The sequence below is a fragment of the Aminobacter sp. P4_D5 genome (assembly GCF_056401815.1).
Genome location: NZ_JBFUIP010000605.1, coordinates 1 through 771 on the forward strand (window position 1 = coordinate 1; position 771 = coordinate 771).

The following is a 771-nucleotide window of genomic DNA, read 5'->3' on the forward strand; positions in this document are numbered from 1 at the left end:
GCTCCACCCCGCGGTGGTGCTGATGCGGGGGAGTGCCCCCCGGATGTTTGAGACTTTCGGTTGGGTGGCCTGGCGCTGACCGACTCTCCCGCCGCTTGAGCGGCAGTACCATAGGCGCTGGAGTGTTTCACGGCCGAGTTCGGGATGGGATCGGGTGTTTCAACTCCGCGATAGGCACCAGGCCACCGAACCGAAAGGGGTTCAGGTGGTGTTGGAATGGTTGGGTTTGAGTGAGGTTGTAGAAGTAGCGGGTGGGGTTTGGTGCTGCGTGCGGTGTCCACTCGAAGTGGACTGCACGTGTGAAATGATGAGCCTATCGGGCGATTAGGACCGCTTAGCTGCGTGCATTACTGCACTTCCACAGACGGCCTATCAACGTGATGGTCTATCACGGCCCTCAGGGAGACCTGGTTTTGAGGTGGGTTTCCCGCTTAGATGCTTTCAGCGGTTATCCCGTCCACACTTAGCTACCCAGCGGTGCCACTGGCGTGACAACTGGTGCACCAGAGGTATGTCCATCCCGGTCCTCTCGTACTAGGGACAGATCCTCTCAAGTCTCCAACACCCACAGCAGATAGGGACCGAACTGTCTCACGACGTTCTAAACCCAGCTCACGTACCGCTTTAATCGGCGAACAGCCGAACCCTTGGGACCTGCTCCAGCCCCGGGATGCGATGAGCCGACATCGAGGTGCCAAACCTCCCCGTCGATGTGGACTCTTGGGGGAGATCAGCCTGTTATCCCTAGAGTACCTTTTATCCGTTGAGCGA

At 58.5% G+C, this 771-nt stretch carries 2 rRNA genes; both read right to left on the reverse strand.

The annotated features are described in order from the left end of the window. Positions 1–67: 67 nt before the first annotated feature. Positions 68–182 (reverse strand): 5S ribosomal RNA (gene rrf, locus AC1DWF_RS33805). 121 nt (positions 183–303) lie between these two features. Next, positions 304–771 (reverse strand): 23S ribosomal RNA (locus tag AC1DWF_RS33810); the annotation flags it as partial.